The sequence below is a fragment of the Acidithiobacillus thiooxidans ATCC 19377 genome (assembly GCF_009662475.1).
Classification (GTDB): domain Bacteria; phylum Pseudomonadota; class Gammaproteobacteria; order Acidithiobacillales; family Acidithiobacillaceae; genus Acidithiobacillus; species Acidithiobacillus thiooxidans.
On the sequence record NZ_CP045571.1, the window covers coordinates 3,001,443 to 3,019,567 of the forward strand.

Below are 18,125 nucleotides of genomic sequence, written 5' to 3' on the forward strand. Positions count from 1 at the left end.
GACAGGTCAGTGCTGACAATGGGAACAATAAGTGGTCGCCCGCCCGCCGATGCGTATTCCCTGCAAAGCTTTTCCACAGCGGATACAGGCTTGTCCTTCTCGTCCGTATACCGCCAGAGATAGTCGAAAATATCCATTTCTGCCATCTGGTCGGGTAAAGTCGCGCAGAGTCGTCCCCCCCTGCTGAATAGCAGCTTCCAGCACGACACGCACGGCTGCGGCCAGGAGGGTGTAGCGAGCCAGAGAGATGCGTCCGGCCGGGCGACGCGGATCAATGCCTGCGGCAAAAAGGGCCTCATTGGCGTAAATATTTCCCACACCCACCACTTGATGCGCATCCATCAGAAAGGCTTTTACCGGAATCTGGCGCTGACGACTCTGAGCATGGAGATAGGCTCCGGAAAAATCCTCGCCCAGAGGTTCGGGACCAAGGCGGGCAATCAATGGGTGCGTATCCGCTTCTTTCAGCCAGCAAAGTACGCCAAAACGGCGGGGATCATGGAAACGCAAACACGTATCCTGAGCAAAAAGCAGGTCCACATGATCATGCTTCTCCACCGGAGTGTCCTGCGGGAGTACCCGCAAGTGTCCACTCATCCCCAAATGAATCAGAATGCTGCCCCGTTGCAAATCCAGCAGCAGATATTTGCCGCGCCGTCTTATTTGCTCCAGTTTCTGACCGGCAACCTGCGCGCTCAAGTCCGCATTCACAGCCAGGCGCAAACGTGATTCACGCACGATCGCGCCCTGCAGATTTTTTCCCAAAAGATGCGGACTGATTCCCAGACGGGTCACTTCCACTTCCGGTAACTCAGGCATGATCAGGACTCCTGGCACTACTTACACGTTCTCTGCCCGCCAGATCACAATGCGTGTGTACCTGCTGAAAACCATGGTCATGCAGGAGTGTGTGCACTGCAGCAGCTTGCTCGCAACCATGCTCCAGCAAAATACGTCCCCCCGGGCGCAAGCGCGAACGGGCACCGATAATAATAGGTTCCAGACATTCCAGACCCGTTGCACCAGCCACCAGCGCAGTCCTGGGCTCATGCTGTAAGTCCGGCAGATGGGGGTCATTACTGGCGAGATAAGGCGGGTTGGAAATAATTTGATCAAAACGCAGGTTCGGATCCAGGGGAGTATACCAATCACCTTGCAACCACTGGATGTTTTTCACCCCGATTCGATCCCCATTCAGCCGGGCGACGGCCAAGGCTTCCGGGCTTTGCTCCACCGCAAAAACGCTGGCTTGCGGCCGTTCACGGGCCAGCACCAGGGCCAGTGCTCCGGACCCTGTGCCCAGATCAAGCAGTTGCAGGTCATCCTCTACCTGACTCTCCATAAGCGCCAGACTGACCAGCAATTCACTATCGGGACGAGGAATTAATACTGCAGCAGTGACTGTCAGATCCAGTCCATAAAAGGACCATTCACCCAGACAGTAAGCCAGAGGCACACCGCTGAGTCGCTGGTCCAGAAGTGTCTGTAATTGTGCTCTTTCAGTGGGAGTCAAAACCTTTTGCGGGTTTATCAAAAGTTCCGTGGAACGGAGACCGAGACCATGGGTCATCAACCAGCGCGCTTCCTGGATAGGCTGGTCACTGACTGCCGCCAACTGTGCACCCAGATGGCGCTGCCAATCCTGAAGACTAATCATCACCCAGATTTTGCAGCAAATCGGCCTGATATTCCTTGATCAGCGGCTCAATCACGGCATCCAGATCTCCCGCCAGAATAGCTTCCAGCCGGTACAAGGTCAGATTGATCCGATGATCCGTCAGGCGTCCTTGCGGAAAATTATAAGTACGAATGCGTTCGGAGCGATCACCGGAACCAATCAAAAGCCGCCGGGTTTGTGCAGCACTGCTCTGCTGTTTTTCCTGCTCTGTTTCCAGCAGTCGGGCCTGTAACAAGGCCATCGCCTTGGCGCGGTTTTTGTGCTGTGAGCGATCTTCCTGACAGGCTACCACCAGACCCGAAGGAATATGGGTAATCCGGATAGCCGAATCGGTCTTGTTGATGTGCTGACCACCGGCGCCACTGGCTCGAAAGGTATCAATTCGCAGATCCGCAGGATTGATATTGATCTCGCTGACCGTATCCACCTCCGGCAATACCGCCACCGTACAGGCGGAGGTATGGATACGCCCCTGGGCTTCAGTTTCCGGGACGCGCTGAACCCGATGGCCGCCCGATTCAAACTTGAGTCGGGAATAAGCACCGCGCCCGCTGATTTCCAGCACGGCCTCCTTGTAGCCGCCCCGCTCCGACTCCGATGCGGACAACAACAGCACTGTAAAACCCTGACTCTCGGCATAACGGGTATACATGCGCACCAGGTCGCCGGCAAACAGAGCGGCTTCTTCTCCCCCGGTCCCCGCACGTACTTCCACGAAAACGTTGCGCTCATCATTGGGGTCTTTGGGCAACAAGCGCAAGCGCAAGGACTCTTCCAGTTCCTCCAGATCTTTATTGGCGCTCGCCAGCTCGTCATGGGCCATTTCCCGCAAATCGGGATCGCGCTCTTCAAGCAGCATTTTTTCCGCCTCGTCATGATCGCGTTGGCGCTGTTCGTGACGGCGTAACAAATCCAGTATGGGACTGATTTCACCCAACTCCCTGGAAAGGCTCTGAAAGCGCTGGGTATCATTGACCAACTCAGGGCTGGTCAACATCTGGCTCAGCTCTTCAAAGCGAAAGGCCAATTGTTCCAGCTGGCCCTGCAAACGCGGACTGAGGCTCATCCTTCAGCATCACTGAGATGAAAAAGAATGTCCAAAGCCGCGACCAGACTCTCATTGGTGGCTTCCTGGCAGGGCTGGCGCAAGGTCGCAATGGGATCATGCAGCACTTTATTGATCAGCGCCTTGGAAAAAGCATCCAGAACCGCGTGCGGATCCTGGCCCTGATCCAGATAATGCTGAAAACGCCGCACTTCCTCCTGACGCCGTTCTTCCACGTGATCGCGCAGGCGGCGGATAGCCGGCACCACATCCAGACTTTCGCGCCACTGCTGAAATTGGCCCACTTCATCGGCAATGATCAACTCGGCAGCTGCAGCGGCTTCACGTCGCGCCCGCATTCCTGCCTGGGCAATATCATTCAGATCGTCCAGCGTGTACAAATAACACTGCTCAATGCTTTCCACTTCGGGGGCAATATCCCGGGGTACGGCCAGATCCACCAGCATCAGATCACCACGTTCGCGCTGCGCCATGACGGCAGACACCGCCTCACGGCTGACAATGGGCTGGGTGCTGGCCGTGCAGCTCACCACCACATCAGCGTCATGCAGAAGACTGGGGATCATTTCCAGGGTATGGGCATTCCCCGCAAACTTTGCGGCCAGTTGCTCACCACGTTCGGAGCTGCGATTGGCCACAGCAAAAGTGCTTACGCCGTGCTCCCGCAAATGGGTAGCCACCAGTTCTATGGTATCTCCAGCCCCGATCAGTAATACCGAGCGACCTTCCAGACCCCCGAGCAACTGTTTGGCAAGACTGACCGCTGCATAGGCCACGCTCACCGGGGCAGAGCCAATGGCGGTTTCCGAACGCACCCGTTTGGCAACCCGAAACGTCCAGTGCAGCAGGCGATTCAAGACTGGACCGGCTGCACCACTGTCGGCAGCTGCCTGATAGGCATCTTTCACCTGTCCCAAAATCTGGGGTTCACCAATAATCATGGAATCGAGACCGCAGGCTACCCGAAACAGATGGCGGACAGCCTCTGCGTCGCTGGAGTAATAAATGTGTCCATCCAGAGAACGGGGATCAATCTGATGAAACGCACAGAGCCAGTTCTGCAAGGCCTGACGATTCGACCCATGACCGCCATGCACGTAAATTTCGGTGCGGTTGCAGGTAGATACAATCAGAGCTTCCTTGACGAGTCCCTGATCAAGCAGATCGCGGTAAGCCGCAGCCAGCGATTCCGGAGAAAAGGCGACCTTTTCCCGAACCGCAATCGGGGCAGTATGATGACTTAGACCAAAGCAGAAAATAGCAGCGACCGTCCCTGCAGAGCGACGATGGAGGGGCTGAATTGTCGCTGACCGCGCACAGGATTGCAAGCCGCTGCGCCAGCAGTTATTGTGCTCGCTGAATGATCAATCCGGAGCAGATGGTATGAGAAGCAAGCTGAGCGGCATGGTGGCAGGAATACTGCTCAGCCTTATCGCTGGGAATGCTGTGGCCGATACCAAGCCTGCCGGGATGACTGGAGAACAGTTGTATTACCTCCTGGTTGCCGAATTTGCGACCTTGCAGCAGGAGCCGAAGCTCGCCATACCGGCATGGGCGGAAGCAGCCAAACTGGCACCCGAGGCAAATGTTCTGGAGCGCGCCACCCAGGCTACCGCCCGCTTCGGGGATTTTGATGACGCCCTGACCCTGGCCAGAAAATGGCGGGAACTGGCACCTAACAGCGCCAAGGCCGACCAGTTTGAGGCAGCACTGCTGCTGACCAAAGGTCAAGAACAGCAAGCCATCAACCTGCTCCAGGCAACTCTGGCGCGTTTTCCGGATGATCCCAAAATCACCCTGCAACTCTCGGAATTACTGATTGCCCACGGCCAAAGTGGCGAAGCGAAGCGACTATTAACTGCTTTGGCCAGCAAAAATCCAAACTCTGCCAGTGCTTATTACACCTTGGGTCGGATTGATCTGATCGAGAACCATCCCGATCATGCTATCACCTGGCTGGAAAAAGCGCTCAGCCTGCGACCTGACTGGCAGGAAGCTGCCATTCAACTGGCCGAGGCCCTGCAAACCACCCAAGGGCCGACCGTGGCCCTGCACAGTATTCAGTCTTTTACAGCGCATCATCCAGACGCGACAAAAGCCCACCAGTACTTGGCCGCGCTTTATCTGAAAATGGGGGGCACGACCCAGGCCTACCGGATTTATCAGGGAATGGCGCGGCAACACCCGGATAATCCTGAAATCGCCTTGTCCTTAGGGATCATGGACATTGAACGCCACAACTGGCCTGCAGCCCAAAGTAATCTGCAGCGCGCCCGTGATCTCGCGCCCCAATCCCCCGCACCCATTTACTATTTGGGCCGATTGTATGAAGCCCAGGGTCACTGGGCGGAGTCTCTGCAATGGTACCAGCGCATTCACTCCGGTCCCCTGTATGCAGAAGTGGAGCTGCACAGTGCACGCGTTGAGTATCAGCTGGGTGACCATAAAAAAGCCCTGACCCGTCTGCAAACTCTGGCAACCGCTCACCCCAAAGAGGCGCAGATTCCCCTGCTCCAGGCCGATTTGTTACAAGGCAGCGGCCACCTGCAGCAGGCCCTGCAAATACTTCAGCAAGCTCTCGAACGTCTTCCGGAAAATGCGGAGCTCTGGTATGCCCAAGGTGCCGTCCAGGAACAACTCCATGATTTTCCAGCCATGGAGAAATCCATGCATCAGGTCATTCAGCTCGCCCCTGATAATGCCCAGGCCTATAATTTTCTGGGCTACAGCCTTGTGGAAAGAAATCAGAACCTCTCCGAAGCCAGCACGCTATTACACCAAGCGATTGAACTAGAACCCGAAAACCCGGAGATTCTGGACAGTATCGGCTGGCTCCATCATCGTCAGGGCGACAACCAGAAAGCCCTGGAATACTTGCAAAAAGCCCACCAGGCCCTTCCTGATGATCCCGAACTCAGCATGCATCTGGGACGTATCCTCTGGGCTCTCGGCAAACATCAGGAAGCCCGTAACGTCTGGCAACAGGCGCTGGACAAAAATCCCAACGACACTCCTCTCCGCCAGGAACTGACCCGCCAGCCATGACTCCTTCTTTTCGCAAAATTTTTCTTTTTATGAGGCTGAACCGGGCACTGCAACTCGGTGCCGGGGCCATTCTCGCGTTGACACTCTCGGCCTGCGCGACGATGACTCCCGTGCATCCCAACACATCCCGCGTTCTCCCCACAGTGGAACGTAATCAGGTAATTTCCAGCTTGAAATACTGGCGTGCCAGTGGCGAAGCCGTCCTCAGCACACCCAAACAGAATGAAAACTTTGGCTTTCGCTGGAAACAGTCGCCCCAGCTGCAGGAACTTTCCATTTATGACCCTCTGGGCAGAACCGTGGCACGCATCACGGTAGAGGCTTCCGGGGCTCATCTGGAAACCATCACCGGAGAACATCGGCAAGCTCGCAATCTGTCCACGCTACTGAGCATGGTCCTGCATGTCGAACTGCCGGCTGCGGAGCTGCCGGACTGGATGCTCGGCTTGCGCGGTAACACCAGCACCATCAGCAACAACGCTTCAGGATTGCCGAACATTCTCCGCAGTGGCCCCTGGCAGGTCCACTATTTGCAATATACCCCCGTCGGCGGACTGACCATGCCCAAATTATTGCAGGCAAATGGTCCGGATGGCATTGCCCTGCGGATGGCCATTACTCAGTGGCAAATGGGTCAAGCAGAATAAACATGAGCATTTCCTACCCTGCCCCGGCAAAACTGAACCTGATGCTCCGGGTCGTCGGACAACGGCCCGACGGCTACCATGAACTACAGACCGTTTTTCAATTTATTGATTTTGCCGATCAGCTACAATTCAGTTCGCGACCCGCCGGCCAATTCTCCCGAAGTGGCGGAGCCGCAACCGTCGCTGAGGCAGATGATCTCAGCATCCGTGCAGCCCGCCTGCTGATGGAAAACGCTGGCATCCAGGAAGGGGTCCATATTCACATCGACAAGGTTCTGCCGCTGGGCGGCGGGATTGGCGGTGGCTCTTCGGATGCCGCCAGCACCCTGATCGTTCTCAACCGACTCTGGCGAACCGGTTTTACCCGCCAGGAGCTGATGGCCCTCGGCACCCAACTGGGTGCGGATGTTCCCGTGTTCATTTTTGGACAGAGCGCCTGGGCAGAAGGAATCGGTGAACAGCTATCCGCTCTGGCTGAAGTCCCAGAATCTCATTATGTACTCGTACATCCCGGCATTGCTGTCAGTACCCGGGAAATTTTTACCGCTCCAGAATTGACACGACAGCACCCGCCCAGCACAATAGGCGCGTTTCTCGGCGGGGTCATGGAAAACACCCTGCAAAGCACAGTATGTGCACGCTACCCGGAGGTCGAATCCGCTACCCAATGGCTGAAAAGTCATGGTTTGCGCAATGTTCGTTTAACGGGGAGCGGTGCCTGTGTTTTCGGGGTTGCAGAAGATGCAAGTAGCGCCCGGATCATCGCTGGACAAGTACCTTTGCCATGGCGATCCTGGGCAGTCAAAGGATGTAATCGGCATCCTCTATTTGATCCTGCCGAGCAATGAGTTATTGGGGCGTAGCCAAGCGGTAAGGCACCGGATTTTGATTCCGGCATTCCCAGGTTCGATCCCTGGCGCCCCAGCCAATTGTCCTCGGACTGTTTTGCCACCTGCACAGAGAGAATGACATCACATGGCCCACGGCAATCTTATGGTGTTCAGTGGAAACGCCAATCCTGTTCTTGCTGCGCAAGTAGCCCGTTTTCTGCAAATCCCCCTTGGTCGCGCCGAGGTCAGTTCTTTCAGTGACGGCGAAGTGTTTGTCGAAATCCTCGAAAACGTCCGGGGGCGCGATGTATTCGTCCTTCAGCCCACCTGCGCACCTACCAATGATCATCTCATGGAATTACTCACCATGATTGACGCCCTGAAACGCGCTTCGGCCAACCGGATTACTGCTGCCATGCCTTATTTCGGTTATGCACGCCAGGACCGGAAATCCCGCTCGCGCACGGCTATTACGGCCAAGCTGGTGGCGGACCTCATCACCAGCGCCGGGGCCAATCGGGTTTTAACCATGGATCTGCATGCAGATCAAATTCAAGGGTTTTTTGATGTTCCTGTGGATAATATTTACGCCTCCCCCATTTTACTGGGTGACATCTGGCGGAAAAGCTACCCGGAACTCATTGTCGTTTCTCCTGACGTAGGGGGTGTAGTTCGTGCCCGCGCTATTGCCAAACGGCTGGAAGTGGATCTGGCCATCATCGATAAACGCCGTCCCCGCCCCAATGAGTCCGTGGTCATGAACATTATTGGTGACGTCGAAGGACGCACCTGCGTATTGGTAGATGATATGGTAGATACCGCCAATACCCTTTGTGAGGCTGCTCATGCCCTCAAAGCCCAAGGGGCAGTCAAGGTCTGCGCCTATTGTACTCACCCGGTTCTCTCCGGACCGGCCATGGAACGGATAGCGCGCTCTGAACTGGATGAACTGGTGGTTACGGATACCATTCCGCTCAGTAAAGAAGCGCAGGAGAGCCCGAAAATTCGCGTACTGTCGGTCGCCGAACTCATGGCGGAAACCATTCGTCGCATTGCTGAAGAAGACTCTGTCAGCTCATTATTCATGGACTGAGAATTAACTCCTGCCTGTCGCCTTGCGGCCAGACTTTGGCCGTTGTATCATGCGTTTTCTCCAATATGGTGGCTGTAGCTCAGTCGGTAGAGTCCCGGATTGTGATTCCGGTTGTCGCGGGTTCGAGCCCCGTCAGCCACCCCATATAAGACAATCACTTAGCGATGTTTGCTAAGTGTTTTTCTGCGTCTTAGTTTTTATCAAGGCTTGCAGATAGCAAGGAATATCCTTACCATGAGTCGCCTCGGAACCTGCAGGAATAATCGCCATGATTACCAGCAAATTGACCAGCAAAGCCCAAACCACCATTCCGCAGCCGGTGCGGATTGCATTGCATCTTCGTGAGGGGGATGCGATCGCCTACCGCATTGAGGATGGCCGGGTCATTCTGAGTAAAGCGACTCAAGAAGCTGAGGAAGACCCCTTCGTGCTATTTTCCGAATGGGACAGCGAAGCAGATCGACGGGCCTATGGGCAGTTGTGAAGTTTGGGATGTCGTAAGGCTACCGTTCCCCTATACCAACCGACCTGTTCATCAGTACCGCCCCGCTCTGGTCCTTGCTATCAACAACGGTACAGGGTCTCTACGTCTGCTGTGGGTACTCATGGTCACCAGCGCGGAAAACAGGGGGTGGCCCGGAGATGTTGAGATTGCCGATCTCGCAGGTGTCGGCCTGCCGGTGGCATCGGTGGTGCGCACAGCAAAAATCGCCACTGTAGAGATGGACATGGCGGAACGCATAGGCCGTCTGGCCATGCCGGATCGCCGGCGTGTCATTGATGCAGTCCGGGACCGCCTTTCCGTGGCGGGGATTTGTAATTACTAAGGGTGCTGGACCTGTGATGGACGATGAAGGGGATGGTGATGGAAAATAATATCCTGATACTCACCATCAACGACTGCCCCGGTATGCGGGTGGTTCGGGTCCTTGGGCCGGTCTATGGTACGGGTGTCCGGTCCCGCAATATCGTCGGCAATCTTCTGGGCGGTATCCGTGCCGTTTTTGGCGGAAAACAGTCTGGCTACTTAAAAATGATTGCTCAGACCCGTGATGATGCTCTGGAACAACTGGCGGAACATGCCCGCTCCCTTGGGGCCAACGCGGTATTGGGGATGCGCTTTGATTCCGGTGAGTTTGATGCAGGACAGGGGCAGGCCATGAATGAGGTCACGGCCTATGGGACGGCGGTGGTGGTGGAAGCACTATAATGCCGGTGGAATTATCCCCTGTTGTGCCGCTACTGGCAGGACTGGATGCCAAACAGCGAGAAACTTCTTTGAGTGTGGGGGCTTCTGTGCACCATCCCGAAGTCTGTGCCATGCTGTATGGGACCTGCACGGTGCCGTCTGGTGTATCCGCCTGAACGGACCGGGTTTGCCGGTCTTTCAGGATGACTGGTTCCAAAGTTACGCCAAGATTGCCGTGCTGGTATAACGGGCTTTGGTTATGCCACCAACCCCTCAGCCTGTTCAATAACCATATTCACCGCCCCTTCCTGCATATCGGGCGGATAACCATGTTTCCGTAAAACCCGTTTCACCATGCGCCGTAGATGCGCCCGTGCCTGTTCACGGATGGACCAGTCGATGCGGGTGTTCTGGCGCACGGTATCGGCTACTTCCTTGGCAATCATTTTCAGGGCTTCGCCGCCCATGGCCTGTACGGCAGAATCATTGGTCGCCAGTGCGCCCTGTTTTTAATGCATCAGTGATCTACGTCTTCATTTTTTACTATTGCACATGTCGCAAAGCACAGTCTTCCAACGGCGTTCCACGCGAATTTCGCCCGGGTTCCCGCATTGTTCACAGGTGTGAGTAGCCTGTTCGTTATGTGCGTTGATGATCTGGTTCAGTTCATCGTTCTGCAGCGTTGTATTGCAGCGCAACAGACAGTAATCCGTTTTGATCTGGGTGATCCGCAAGAAATCGTCAATCTCATGGTGTTCTGCGTAGATCGCGATTCGATCAATCATGTGCCCAACGATGGGAAACCAGCCTTGATAGACCTCTATTCCATATCGATTAATAGCGTAGTCCTCATTTTCCGGTTCAGGGAACAGGTTCGGATACTTTGATCGCATGGACTCGGTGAAAGCCCTTTGGGTTTCTGCAAGTTTCATTGACTATGCCCCACAACAAACACAGATTTTTCTTCTGCCCTTACCCTTGAAAAAACCAAACTTCATCACACCACCCTCACATGCGGCACATCCCTTGCGGAAATAGGCCGAATTTCATCTTCTGCCAAGGTCAGTACCCCCAATGGATCACCGGCCAAAGTGGTAAACTCAACCTCAAAGGCTTTTCCGCCTTCGTGGATGAATACCACGGTCCCTACATCACCTTTCACCAGACCTTCATGGAGTCGATCCTTCACCAGAATGACGGTATCCAGTTCGCTGATCATGGTTTCCCCCGTATTACCTGACCGGCTGCAAGTAGGCCCATGCCTCATCCTCTGAGGGTTTCAACCAGTCTTCAGCCAGCACGGATTCTGAAAGCAGCGATTCCTCGTTGGCAAGCGGCGTCAGCAAGGCCAACAAGGCACGGCACGCCGGAAGCTGCTTGCCCAACCCCACGGGATGAACCTGTCCCTGTGCATCAATTTCCACTTCAATGGTTGGTAGCAAGGCTCAATCCTCGGATTCATCATCCAGTTGAAGGTACACCACATACTCACCCTCGACATCCACGGCAATGATTTTGCCTTCCATCAGGGCATTCAATTCCTTGGGCGTTATGCGGATGCGTTCGCCACTACCCCATCGCTGCCCAAACACGGTATCCATCCAGAGGGTCTACAGCCTCGTTGACAATCGCCACCCCACGATCACGGTCTACGCTCATGATGCCCCCTTAAATGACCTCGCGGACAGACCACTAGCCGCTTTAGTCCGTATGGTGCAATTCTTCCCGAACCACTTTGCGCACGGCATCCAGCAAGGATTCCCGCTCCATGGATTCCCGCAAGGTGCGGTTGATCAGCGTCTGATACCCACGTTGCCCCGCTTTTTGGCGAAAGTAGTCGAGAATGTCCGGATCAATCAGCATATTAACCTGCTTTTTTCGTAAGCGGGCACGAAAGGCAGCTTGGCCTTTTCTGGTTTCTATGGGCTGACCGTCTTGCAGCCAGCGGCCTTCCGGGTGATCCAGTTCTTTACCGGTTAATTCCTCTGCGTCGTCTTCATCCAGCCAGACGTTCGAGGTAGATTTTGATTTCACGCTCATTACATTTCCTCATTGAAATAATCCGCCGGGTATCCCCACGTTGCGTGTACACCACTGCAACCATGCGATTTTTAAGGAATCCGATGCAAACGGTACGCGCTTCACCATAGTCCTTGCGCTTATCAGGAAACTCAAAGGTGACATCGGCAAACACTTCTACGCAATCTGCAAAGTCCAGTTCCCGATGAGCGAGGGTAGACCGCCTTTTTTCTTCATCCCAATCCAGATTCATATTGATTATTATGTTGATACCTTATTTCGTCAAGGTGAGGGGTTATTGGTTATGATAATGAGCGTGGCAAAGGCGACCATGTTCACTTTTCCGATGAGGAAACGGCTTACGCATTTATCAGTGTGGATCAATTGATTGAGGATTTTATTGCAGAGGTGGAACGATGGAAGCGCGAACACTGACCATTACCGTACAACCGGACTGGCAGGCTGCTCTACGCAGTGCGGGCAAGGCTGCTCAGTCTGAAACCTACCAGGGAGAAACCCTGAATTTTGAATCGGCGGATGTATTTCTTGGCCGACTAACGGCATTACGCTGGTCGTTACTACGCCAGATTATGCGGTTAGGGGATGTCTCCATCCGCGAGCTGGCCCGGCAGATAGGTCGAGATGTGCGCCGCGTACATGATGATGTGGTGGTACTCACGGAGCTCGGATTGATTGAGCGTCAGCCAGTGGGGGCGTACTGTGTCCTTTTGTGGATATTCATGTGGATTTGCATTTTCGCAAGGCGGGTTAATCAAGACCACACCAAACTTTCTATAGCCTCATGTAAGTACAAAAAACCAAAGGCCCCGCCGGAAACCGGCGGGGCCTTTGCACATCCAGTACGACGATAAAATTACTTCATCATCGCCTTTTTGAACATGCGCTCTACCTTCTCATTGGCTTCTTCAGCCTTCTGGTTGGCAGAATTGGCAGTGCTCATGGCCTGATCAGCCGTGCTCTGTGCGGCATTAGCCTTGCTCAAAGCGTCAGTTGCAGTGCTCTGTGCGGCATTAGCCTTGGCAAGAGCCTCGTTGGCGGTGGACTGCGCGGCATCAGCCTTGGCAGAAACCTTAGCGAGGTCAGAACTGGTAGCGCAACCGGCCAGGCCCAAGGGCAAAATCAGCGCAGTTACTTTCAAAGCTGTGGTAAACTTGCTCATAGCAGTCTCCTTTGTTGGGTTGGAAAACGAGCAGAGGGATCATAACTAAAAAAATAACTATACGCTAGTCTTAGCGTCACTATGGATACTAGTTTTTTGAATCCATCTTGCAAAAAAAGGCAGCGCAACACCACGCACAAGCCGGTACACAATCGCAACCAATTGTTTTTAATAAAATTAATTTATCTCCTTGATTTTTTCCACATTTTTTATAAAATATCGTTCCTTTTCATGATTTGAGAACAATACCCGTCTGTGTTTCGACTGGAAACCGGCTCCAGAATGCCAGCTCAAAGTGGGAGAACCCTATGATTAAAAGTCTGTCTGCAGGAATGGGCGTTGCCCTGATGGCTTTATTATTACCGAATGCGCTGGCACTTAATTCTTCCGGATTACCAGCCGGGATGCTCACTCAACTCACTCCGAAAACAGCCATCGTCATGAACCCTTCTCAATCTGGTTCCCTGGAAAAAACCAGCGATCAAGATAGTAACACCCGCAATGAATCCACTGCTGCACAAGGGGATAGCGCTCTCATCATCCACCATCAAGTTTTTTATTTGCGCCGGGTTACGGCATATAACGCTTTACCCAGCCAAACCAACAGCAATCCTGGCATCTCAGCCTGCGGACCCACCCGGCCTGACCAGATCGCCCTGTCACCTGATCTTTTCTTTCGCAGCAATGGCAGCAATCGCTGTGGAGAAAAAATCAACATCGTTCTCTCTTCGGGAAAAATCATTCATGGCATCGTATGGGACACCATGAATCCCCGTTACCACATGGCCGCAGATATTCTTATGGGCAGCGTCCAGCAAGCCATGGATTTTGGTGTTCGAAAAGCCCGCTTGCGTTTTGTGCATTCCAGCAAACCCGCTACCAGCGGCGTCTGAACACTTCAGCTCAGGCCGGCCCCGCAGCCATCATGGCCTCAATGTCTGCCACCTTTTTAGGGACATTTTGCGAAAGAATCTCGGGATCTGCCGCTGTTACCACTACATCATCTTCAATCCGGATTCCGATTCCCCGCCACCTTTCCGGTACCGCAAGATTCGCCGGAGCAAAGTACAGACCCGGCTCTACCGTCAACACCATTCCGGATTCCAGTTTCCGTGAGGTCTTGTCTTTATTGCGATAATGTCCCACATCGTGCACATCCAGGCCCAACCAGTGACCGGTACCATGCATATAAAAAGCTTTATACGCTCCCTGTTCAATCAGGGCATCACGACTGCCTGAGAGGATTTTCAGATCACGCAGGCCATCTACCAAAACCTTGACCGCCTCATCGTGATAATCAGAAACCGGCCTCCCGGCCTGCACCGCAGCAATTCCAGCCTCCTGAGCAGCCAGCACAATTTCGTAGATTTCCCGCTGGGCAGGACTATACACACCATTCACCGGGAAAGTACGGGTGATATCCCCCGCATATCCGGCAACTTCTGCCCCGGCATCAATCAGAACCAGATCTCCGTCGCGTAATTCCGCATTATTTTCCGTGTAGTGAAGAATACAGGCATTTTCACCGCCGCCGACAATACTGGGATAGGCCACGCTCGGTGAACCCAGGCGCCGAAAAACATGTTCAATTTCCGAACACAGGGCATATTCCATCATTCCCGGCTGACACTGGCGCATGGCATGACGATGTCCGGCACCACTGATGCCCACGGCGGCCCGCATGCACTCCAGCTCGGCAGGATCCTTAAAAAGGCGCATTTCATGAACCAGACCGCCGACATCCACTACTTCCTGCGGATAACGAATACCCTGACGAATCTTGCTTTTCGCCAGATTTCGCCAATGCATGACTCTGGCGTCAAAATCACTGTTTTGCCCCATGGGATAAAACAGAAGCTCCCGGCCTTCCAGAAGCGCCGGTATTTGCTCATTCAAGTCATGAATGGAATAACAGCGATCCACCTGGCATTGGGCCAGCGCCCCCTCCAGGCCCGCCCTGCGCCCATCCCAGGTTTCCCGAGCCGGATCACGAGGACGACAGAACAGAATTTGCTCCCCCTCAGAATGTCCAGGAATCAGGACGAGGACGGCCTCAGGCTCCTCAAATCCGGTGAGATATAAAAAGTCGCTGTCGCCGCGAAACGGATATTGCACATCACTATTACGCTGTTTGGGGACAGCCGTAGGAATAATGGCAACGGCAGAGTCATGCATTTTCTGCATCAGCTGACGGCGTCGGAATGGATAATCGGAAGTAGGTAAATCAAGTATGGGCATAAGGCAGGCCTCCTATGCCCCTATTATCACACAAATAACCCTGAAAACGACAGTTGGCCTGAAGGCTTTGCAGCACCAATCTGGATTTTAGTGCATCGCCGCTTCAACCTGTTTGAGAAAGGCTGGGTCAGTCTGGGTTTGCTTGAGCATGCTGGAATATTGTTCAGCGCTCAGATGGTTGGTCGCCAGCACTTTGTCCAACTTTTCCACATAGGATTTTTTGACCGCGTCCTGCTTGGCTTTACTCACGCCTTTCTGACTGATTTCAGCATGAGCCTGCGCGTTCAGGGGTTTGATCTGCGCAACAGCATGGGCAAAATCCTTAATCTGGGCCGGGCTTGCGGCCATGGCATCACTGGCAAAAGCCACATTGCTGCCTAGTCCCAACCCGCCCAGCGCCAACACGACCAATCCGAATTTAAGGGAATGACTCGACGATTTCTGCATGGTGTTCCTCCTCTCGTAAAAGCAAAAATAAACCACATATATCAGTATATTACGTGACAAATTACTAACTACACAGTCGATACCCTAACGACTCCCAGGAGGTTTTGCAAGCCATGAAAGTGTATCTGGAAAAATCTTCCTAACATTCTGAAAAAGCATCATCCATAGCATCACCCAGGCGCAATGCCGGAGAGATTTTAAAAGTGCCGGGAGCCTGCAACTGATCTCCACGCGGAGTAATCGCGCCCTTAAAGCCCAGTTTGACCGCTTCGCGAATACGCCCCTGGGCATCGGCTACGGGTCGCACCTCTCCGGCCAGACCCAGTTCTCCAAACACCACCCGTCTTCCCGTCAAGGCCTTGTTACGAAAACTGCTCAACAAGGCCAAGGCCACAGCCAGATCGGCGGCGGGTTCATTGACCCGAATCCCCCCGGCTATATTCACAAAAACGTCCTGATCAAAAAACATGCTGTCCCCATGCCGGTGCAAGATAGCCAACAGTAAAGACAAGCGATTGGGATCCAAGCCAATGGCGACGCGGCGGGGATTAGCCAATGGACTGGGGGTCACCAGTGCCTGCACCTCGACGAGCAGCGGGCGTGTACCCTCCTGGGTTGCCAGTACCACACTGCCGGGCACCGGTTTTTCATGCTGGGAGAGAAACAACTGCGAGGGATTGGCCACTTCACTCAGTCCAGCTTCCTGCATCTGGAATACGCCCAACTCATTGGCTGCACCAAAACGATTTTTGATGGCGCGCACAATCCGGTAGGGGCTGCCAGCTTCGCCTTCAAAGTACAGCACCGTATCAACCATGTGTTCGAGAACACGCGGACCGGCAATTGCGCCTTCCTTGGTCACATGCCCAACCAGCCAGACGGTGGTTGTACTGGCCTTGGCAAAACGCACCAGACGGGCGGCACATTCACGCACCTGGGCTACAGATCCGGGTGCCGACTGCAGGCTATCGGTATATAAGGTCTGTATGGAATCAATCAGCAACAAATCGGGTTTTTCAGCCTGCAGTAGTGCTTCGATGGCTTCCAGATGGTTTTCAGCCAAAACCCGCACCGGACTTTTCCCGAGGCTTAATCGCTGGGCGCGCATGGCCACCTGAGCTGCCGATTCTTCACCCGTCACATAGAGCACTTTGCTACGCAGACTGAGATGATGGGCCGTCTGGAGAAGCAGGGTCGATTTACCGATTCCCGGCTCGCCTCCCAGCAAAATAGCCGCACCGGGGACTTGCCCACCTCCCAGTACCCGATCCAGCTCTGACAATCCGGTCGTTCTTCGGCCAGCATCTTCCAAAGGTACCGCATGGAGAAACTGGGGCGGGCTCGCATTGGCAAAAGCGGTCTGCGAGCGCGGACTGCTTTTTTCGACACGCTGTTCCACAAAGCTGTTCCAGGCCCCGCAATCCGGACAGCGGCCCAGCCATTTGCTGCTGCTGCTGCCGCAATCCTGGCACACGAATACATTTTTATCGCGACTCATGCCCGCAGACTCCTGGGTACGCGCATCTGGATGCGGCAACCCATTTCATAAGGGATGGTATCCAGCTGCTGAGCGAGAGACTCCAGAGTAGGTCCTTCGCCACCCATCAGCGTCACCTTGCTGCCGATGTCTGCCTGAATATGGGTAATATCCACAAACAGCATATCCATACTGACCCGCGCCAGAGTACGGGTTTCCTGACCGGCCACCCTGATGGCAGCACCTGATCCTAGCTGACGCGGATATCCATCGCCATAGCCTGCTGCGACAACCCCCACCCGACAGGCCTCTGCTGCCTGCCAGGTGGCGCCGTAACCCAGCCAGTCGCCCGCCTGAAGATGGCGCGTCGCGACAATTTCACTTTGCCAGGAAAGCACCGGTTGCAGGCCCAGATCCACACCATTTTTACCGGTGAAGGGCGATAATCCGTACATCATCAAACCCGGCCGTACCCAGTATTGATGGGTCGAAGGCAGACTCAGAACAGCCCCGGAGTTGGCCAGACTATGCTGGCCCAGCGTGCGACCTGAATATGCTTTGACCATGCGCTCAAATACCGCTATCTGTTGATCATTGAATGGATCTTGCGGGCAATCAGAACGCGCCAGATGGCTCATCAGGCCCAGCACCTGCCAGTGCGGATAGGACTGCAGTTTTGCAAAAACCTCCCCCAATCGTTCCGGCGCAAAGCCCAGACGGTGCATGCCCGTATCCACCTTGATGAAGATTTGCAGGGCACGATGCGGGATCTGGCTTTCGAGCCAGGCCAGTTGGCGATCTTCATGAATGACCAGCCAGTAAGCGCGTTCGGTGGCGAGCAGTACTTCTTCCGCTGTAAAAGGACCGCCCAACAGACAAATGGGCTTGTTCAATGCCAAAGCTTGCAGCGTTTCGGCTTCTTCCAGAGAGGCCACGGCAAAAGCATCCACACCGGCTGCAGTCAGAACCGGAGCACAAACACGCACATCATGACCATAGGCATTGGCCTTGACCGCCGCCATGATTCTGGCCTGAGGCGCATGATTACGAGCCACCTGAAGATTATGGCGCAAGGCTGAAGAGGAAATTTCGGCGATGATGGGGCGGGTCATGGGGCTATGATAATCCAAGCGCCGTTAAATCTGAAAACGACAGGCGGAGGGAAGCATTACAGCGGCTGTGATGTTCATGATTATCCTAAAAACGGCAGTTGCCG

27 protein-coding genes and 2 tRNA genes are annotated in these 18,125 nt (G+C 54.3%); 13 read left to right on the forward strand and 16 right to left on the reverse strand.

Annotated features, from left to right (window positions below; translation table 11 throughout):
- Nucleotides 1-6: 6 nt before the first annotated feature.
- From mutM to hemA, 4 genes are read right to left on the reverse strand one after another with little or no spacing between them, the layout of a single operon-like run.
- A complete protein-coding gene (gene mutM, locus GCD22_RS15805) occupies nt 7-819 on the reverse strand; it encodes a bifunctional DNA-formamidopyrimidine glycosylase/DNA-(apurinic or apyrimidinic site) lyase (protein WP_031569944.1) in 813 nt (270 codons plus the stop codon).
- Nucleotides 812-1,657, reverse strand: a complete 846-nt coding sequence (gene prmC / locus GCD22_RS15810; protein ID WP_031569942.1) for a peptide chain release factor N(5)-glutamine methyltransferase — start codon at nt 1,655-1,657, stop codon at nt 812-814. The genes mutM and prmC overlap by 8 nt, the downstream gene beginning before the upstream one ends.
- Nucleotides 1,650-2,744, reverse strand: a complete 1,095-nt coding sequence (gene prfA / locus GCD22_RS15815) for a peptide chain release factor 1 (protein ID WP_010637733.1) — start codon at nt 2,742-2,744, stop codon at nt 1,650-1,652. Before prfA ends, prmC begins: the two co-directional genes overlap by 8 nt.
- Nucleotides 2,741-4,072, reverse strand: a complete 1,332-nt coding sequence (gene hemA / locus GCD22_RS15820) for a glutamyl-tRNA reductase (protein WP_031569940.1) — start codon at nt 4,070-4,072, stop codon at nt 2,741-2,743. The genes prfA and hemA overlap by 4 nt, the downstream gene beginning before the upstream one ends.
- Before the next feature lie 55 nt (nt 4,073-4,127).
- Between hemA and GCD22_RS15825 the strand changes: the two genes are divergently transcribed.
- The 10 genes from GCD22_RS15825 (at nt 4,128) to GCD22_RS15870 (ending at nt 9,724) form a co-directional block, all read left to right on the forward strand.
- Nucleotides 4,128-5,789, forward strand: a complete 1,662-nt coding sequence (locus tag GCD22_RS15825) for a tetratricopeptide repeat protein (RefSeq protein ID WP_024892909.1) — start codon at nt 4,128-4,130, stop codon at nt 5,787-5,789.
- Nucleotides 5,786-6,436, forward strand: coding sequence for a lipoprotein insertase outer membrane protein LolB (gene lolB / locus GCD22_RS15830; RefSeq protein WP_031569938.1), 651 nt, complete (start codon nt 5,786-5,788; stop codon nt 6,434-6,436). The genes GCD22_RS15825 and lolB overlap by 4 nt, the downstream gene beginning before the upstream one ends.
- Before the next feature lie 2 nt (nt 6,437-6,438).
- Complete coding sequence (gene ispE, locus GCD22_RS15835) at nt 6,439-7,284, forward strand: 4-(cytidine 5'-diphospho)-2-C-methyl-D-erythritol kinase (RefSeq protein ID WP_031569936.1); 846 nt, start codon at nt 6,439-6,441, stop codon at nt 7,282-7,284.
- A 5-nt stretch (nt 7,285-7,289) separates the two neighbouring features.
- Nucleotides 7,290-7,364 (forward strand) — tRNA-Gln (locus GCD22_RS15840).
- Between the two features lie 47 nt (nt 7,365-7,411).
- On the forward strand, nt 7,412-8,359 hold the full coding sequence (locus GCD22_RS15845) for a ribose-phosphate pyrophosphokinase (protein ID WP_010637724.1): 948 nt from the start codon (nt 7,412-7,414) through the stop codon (nt 8,357-8,359).
- 68 nt (nt 8,360-8,427) lie between these two features.
- Nucleotides 8,428-8,503: transfer RNA gene (locus tag GCD22_RS15850), tRNA-His, on the forward strand.
- Nucleotides 8,504-8,627: 124 nt separating this feature from the next.
- A complete protein-coding gene (locus GCD22_RS15855; RefSeq protein WP_024892906.1) occupies nt 8,628-8,843 on the forward strand; it encodes a type II toxin-antitoxin system PrlF family antitoxin in 216 nt (71 codons plus the stop codon).
- Nucleotides 8,830-9,186, forward strand: coding sequence for a type II toxin-antitoxin system PemK/MazF family toxin (locus tag GCD22_RS15860; RefSeq protein ID WP_031569933.1), 357 nt, complete (start codon nt 8,830-8,832; stop codon nt 9,184-9,186). Before GCD22_RS15855 ends, GCD22_RS15860 begins: the two co-directional genes overlap by 14 nt.
- Nucleotides 9,187-9,224: 38 nt before the next feature.
- The gene (locus GCD22_RS15865; RefSeq protein ID WP_010637719.1) at nt 9,225-9,569 is read left to right on the forward strand and encodes a YbjQ family protein; all 345 of its coding nucleotides are present in this window, start codon (nt 9,225-9,227) and stop codon (nt 9,567-9,569) included.
- Nucleotides 9,569-9,724, forward strand: a complete 156-nt coding sequence (locus tag GCD22_RS15870) for a hypothetical protein (RefSeq protein WP_153940862.1) — start codon at nt 9,569-9,571, stop codon at nt 9,722-9,724. The genes GCD22_RS15865 and GCD22_RS15870 overlap by 1 nt, the downstream gene beginning before the upstream one ends.
- An 81-nt stretch (nt 9,725-9,805) precedes the next feature.
- Here GCD22_RS15870 and GCD22_RS15875 read toward each other — a convergent pair whose 3' ends face one another.
- The 7 genes from GCD22_RS15875 to GCD22_RS15900 form a co-directional block, all read right to left on the reverse strand.
- Nucleotides 9,806-10,045, reverse strand: a complete 240-nt coding sequence (locus GCD22_RS15875) for a type I restriction enzyme endonuclease domain-containing protein (protein ID WP_280527725.1) — start codon at nt 10,043-10,045, stop codon at nt 9,806-9,808.
- Between the two features lie 36 nt (nt 10,046-10,081).
- A complete protein-coding gene (locus GCD22_RS15880) occupies nt 10,082-10,480 on the reverse strand; it encodes a hypothetical protein (RefSeq protein ID WP_031569929.1) in 399 nt (132 codons plus the stop codon).
- Nucleotides 10,481-10,545: 65 nt separating this feature from the next.
- Nucleotides 10,546-10,767, reverse strand: coding sequence for a DUF4926 domain-containing protein (locus tag GCD22_RS15885; RefSeq protein WP_031569927.1), 222 nt, complete (start codon nt 10,765-10,767; stop codon nt 10,546-10,548).
- 13 nt (nt 10,768-10,780) lie between these two features.
- Nucleotides 10,781-10,990 (reverse strand): hypothetical protein, encoded by a 210-nt coding sequence (locus GCD22_RS15890; protein ID WP_031569923.1) that lies wholly within the window; start codon nt 10,988-10,990, stop codon nt 10,781-10,783.
- Nucleotides 10,991-10,993: 3 nt separating this feature from the next.
- Nucleotides 10,994-11,140, reverse strand: coding sequence for a hypothetical protein (locus GCD22_RS18060; RefSeq protein WP_162175875.1), 147 nt, complete (start codon nt 11,138-11,140; stop codon nt 10,994-10,996).
- 109 nt (nt 11,141-11,249) lie between these two features.
- The gene (locus tag GCD22_RS15895) at nt 11,250-11,582 is read right to left on the reverse strand and encodes a BrnA antitoxin family protein (protein WP_193640664.1); all 333 of its coding nucleotides are present in this window, start codon (nt 11,580-11,582) and stop codon (nt 11,250-11,252) included.
- Nucleotides 11,545-11,820, reverse strand: a complete 276-nt coding sequence (locus GCD22_RS15900; RefSeq protein WP_080707742.1) for a BrnT family toxin — start codon at nt 11,818-11,820, stop codon at nt 11,545-11,547. The genes GCD22_RS15895 and GCD22_RS15900 overlap by 38 nt, the downstream gene beginning before the upstream one ends.
- Nucleotides 11,821-11,864: 44 nt before the next feature.
- Between GCD22_RS15900 and GCD22_RS18635 the strand changes: the two genes are divergently transcribed.
- Together GCD22_RS18635 and GCD22_RS15905 are read left to right on the forward strand one after the other, a co-directional pair.
- Nucleotides 11,865-12,002, forward strand: a complete 138-nt coding sequence (locus tag GCD22_RS18635) for a toxin-antitoxin system TumE family protein (protein ID WP_237747392.1) — start codon at nt 11,865-11,867, stop codon at nt 12,000-12,002.
- Entirely contained in the window at nt 11,984-12,439 is a 456-nt protein-coding gene (locus GCD22_RS15905; RefSeq protein WP_226831517.1) for an HVO_A0114 family putative DNA-binding protein, read from the forward strand. The genes GCD22_RS18635 and GCD22_RS15905 overlap by 19 nt, the downstream gene beginning before the upstream one ends.
- 2 nt (nt 12,440-12,441) lie before the next feature.
- Here the strand turns inward: GCD22_RS15905 and GCD22_RS15910 are convergent, their stop codons facing one another.
- A complete protein-coding gene (locus GCD22_RS15910) occupies nt 12,442-12,747 on the reverse strand; it encodes an Lpp/OprI family alanine-zipper lipoprotein (protein ID WP_024892891.1) in 306 nt (101 codons plus the stop codon).
- 308 nt (nt 12,748-13,055) lie between these two features.
- On the opposite strand from GCD22_RS15910, the gene GCD22_RS15915 reads away from it, so the two are divergent.
- On the forward strand, nt 13,056-13,640 hold the full coding sequence (locus GCD22_RS15915) for an RlpA-like double-psi beta-barrel domain-containing protein (RefSeq protein ID WP_031569916.1): 585 nt from the start codon (nt 13,056-13,058) through the stop codon (nt 13,638-13,640).
- A gap of 10 nt (nt 13,641-13,650) precedes the next feature.
- On the opposite strand, the gene pepP is transcribed toward GCD22_RS15915, so the two are convergent.
- The 4 genes from pepP to alr all read right to left on the reverse strand — a co-directional run bounded on the left by pepP (nt 13,651) and on the right by alr (nt 18,021).
- The gene (gene pepP, locus GCD22_RS15920; protein WP_031569914.1) at nt 13,651-14,985 is read right to left on the reverse strand and encodes a Xaa-Pro aminopeptidase; all 1,335 of its coding nucleotides are present in this window, start codon (nt 14,983-14,985) and stop codon (nt 13,651-13,653) included.
- 87 nt (nt 14,986-15,072) lie between these two features.
- On the reverse strand, nt 15,073-15,432 hold the full coding sequence (locus GCD22_RS15925; protein WP_031569912.1) for a DUF4168 domain-containing protein: 360 nt from the start codon (nt 15,430-15,432) through the stop codon (nt 15,073-15,075).
- 139 nt (nt 15,433-15,571) lie between these two features.
- Nucleotides 15,572-16,930 (reverse strand): DNA repair protein RadA, encoded by a 1,359-nt coding sequence (gene radA / locus GCD22_RS15930; RefSeq protein ID WP_031569910.1) that lies wholly within the window; start codon nt 16,928-16,930, stop codon nt 15,572-15,574.
- Nucleotides 16,927-18,021, reverse strand: a complete 1,095-nt coding sequence (gene alr, locus GCD22_RS15935) for an alanine racemase (protein WP_031569908.1) — start codon at nt 18,019-18,021, stop codon at nt 16,927-16,929. Before alr ends, radA begins: the two co-directional genes overlap by 4 nt.
- Nucleotides 18,022-18,125: the final 104 nt, after the last annotated feature.

Bases quoted from the DNA above. Each gene is read 5' to 3' on its own strand.
- GCD22_RS15865 (WP_010637719.1), top strand. From the start codon at position 9,225: ATGGAAAATAATATCCTGATACTCACCATCAACGACTGCCCCGGTATG.
- pepP (WP_031569914.1), bottom strand. From the start codon at position 14,985: ATGCCCATACTTGATTTACCTACTTCCGATTATCCATTCCGACGCCGT.
- prfA (WP_010637733.1), bottom strand. From the start codon at position 2,744: ATGAGCCTCAGTCCGCGTTTGCAGGGCCAGCTGGAACAATTGGCCTTT.
- radA (WP_031569910.1), bottom strand. From the start codon at position 16,930: ATGAGTCGCGATAAAAATGTATTCGTGTGCCAGGATTGCGGCAGCAGC.
- GCD22_RS15845 (WP_010637724.1), top strand. From the start codon at position 7,412: ATGGCCCACGGCAATCTTATGGTGTTCAGTGGAAACGCCAATCCTGTT.
- GCD22_RS15825 (WP_024892909.1), top strand. From the start codon at position 4,128: ATGAGAAGCAAGCTGAGCGGCATGGTGGCAGGAATACTGCTCAGCCTT.
- GCD22_RS15910 (WP_024892891.1), bottom strand. From the start codon at position 12,747: ATGAGCAAGTTTACCACAGCTTTGAAAGTAACTGCGCTGATTTTGCCC.
- GCD22_RS15885 (WP_031569927.1), bottom strand. From the start codon at position 10,767: ATGATCAGCGAACTGGATACCGTCATTCTGGTGAAGGATCGACTCCAT.
- mutM (WP_031569944.1), bottom strand. From the start codon at position 819: ATGCCTGAGTTACCGGAAGTGGAAGTGACCCGTCTGGGAATCAGTCCG.
- GCD22_RS15905 (WP_226831517.1), top strand. From the start codon at position 11,984: ATGGAAGCGCGAACACTGACCATTACCGTACAACCGGACTGGCAGGCT.
- GCD22_RS15855 (WP_024892906.1), top strand. From the start codon at position 8,628: ATGATTACCAGCAAATTGACCAGCAAAGCCCAAACCACCATTCCGCAG.
- GCD22_RS15880 (WP_031569929.1), bottom strand. From the start codon at position 10,480: ATGAAACTTGCAGAAACCCAAAGGGCTTTCACCGAGTCCATGCGATCA.
- prmC (WP_031569942.1), bottom strand. From the start codon at position 1,657: ATGATTAGTCTTCAGGATTGGCAGCGCCATCTGGGTGCACAGTTGGCG.
- lolB (WP_031569938.1), top strand. From the start codon at position 5,786: ATGACTCCTTCTTTTCGCAAAATTTTTCTTTTTATGAGGCTGAACCGG.
- GCD22_RS15870 (WP_153940862.1), top strand. From the start codon at position 9,569: ATGCCGGTGGAATTATCCCCTGTTGTGCCGCTACTGGCAGGACTGGAT.
- GCD22_RS15915 (WP_031569916.1), top strand. From the start codon at position 13,056: ATGATTAAAAGTCTGTCTGCAGGAATGGGCGTTGCCCTGATGGCTTTA.
- GCD22_RS15860 (WP_031569933.1), top strand. From the start codon at position 8,830: ATGGGCAGTTGTGAAGTTTGGGATGTCGTAAGGCTACCGTTCCCCTAT.
- GCD22_RS15925 (WP_031569912.1), bottom strand. From the start codon at position 15,432: ATGCAGAAATCGTCGAGTCATTCCCTTAAATTCGGATTGGTCGTGTTG.
- GCD22_RS15900 (WP_080707742.1), bottom strand. From the start codon at position 11,820: ATGAATCTGGATTGGGATGAAGAAAAAAGGCGGTCTACCCTCGCTCAT.
- alr (WP_031569908.1), bottom strand. From the start codon at position 18,021: ATGACCCGCCCCATCATCGCCGAAATTTCCTCTTCAGCCTTGCGCCAT.
- ispE (WP_031569936.1), top strand. From the start codon at position 6,439: ATGAGCATTTCCTACCCTGCCCCGGCAAAACTGAACCTGATGCTCCGG.